At 58.3% G+C, this 573-nt stretch carries 1 pseudogene; it reads left to right on the forward strand.

Annotation, left to right across the window (positions count from 1 at the left end):
- Positions 1-573: pseudogene (locus NKJ84_RS33155) on the forward strand (calcium-binding protein); the annotation flags it as partial.

Consider the following 573-nt stretch of genomic DNA (forward strand, 5'->3'; position numbering starts at 1 on the left):
CGACCAATCCGGATTTTACGAACACCTACAATCCGGCCAACACGCATATCGACTATTTCGGAATAGACCCCTATCCGGTGCGCACGGGAACGGACACGGTCGACTACGACATGATCGATCGAGCCGTGGCTGCAGCGGTGAAGTCGGGCATCCCGGTTAGCAACATCGTTCCGGTCTACCAGGCCTTTGGCGGCGGTAACTGGGAGACTTCCGATGGCGGAAGACATGTCATGCCCACCCCCGAACAGATGCAAATCATGATCGATCATTGGGCCGCACTGGTGCCGACGCCCGGCTTCGACTACACCTATAAATGGGGAACGCAGAACGGCGACACCGCGCTTGAAAGCTCCTCCGAACTGCAGGCCTTTTTCCGGGAGCACAACCTCGCTACCACCGGAACCACCCCGCCTCCCGTCGACACAAGCGACATCTTGTATGGCACCAGTGGCGACGATGTATTCCACGGAGCCGGCGGCCACACGATGATCGGCTATGGCGGCAATGATACCTATTATGTCGACGATGTCCGCGATAAGGAGATTGAGGCTGCGGGCGGCGGTACCGATAAAG

The sequence above is a fragment of the Mesorhizobium sp. M0048 genome (assembly GCF_040323405.1).
Lineage (GTDB): Bacteria > Pseudomonadota > Alphaproteobacteria > Rhizobiales > Rhizobiaceae > Mesorhizobium.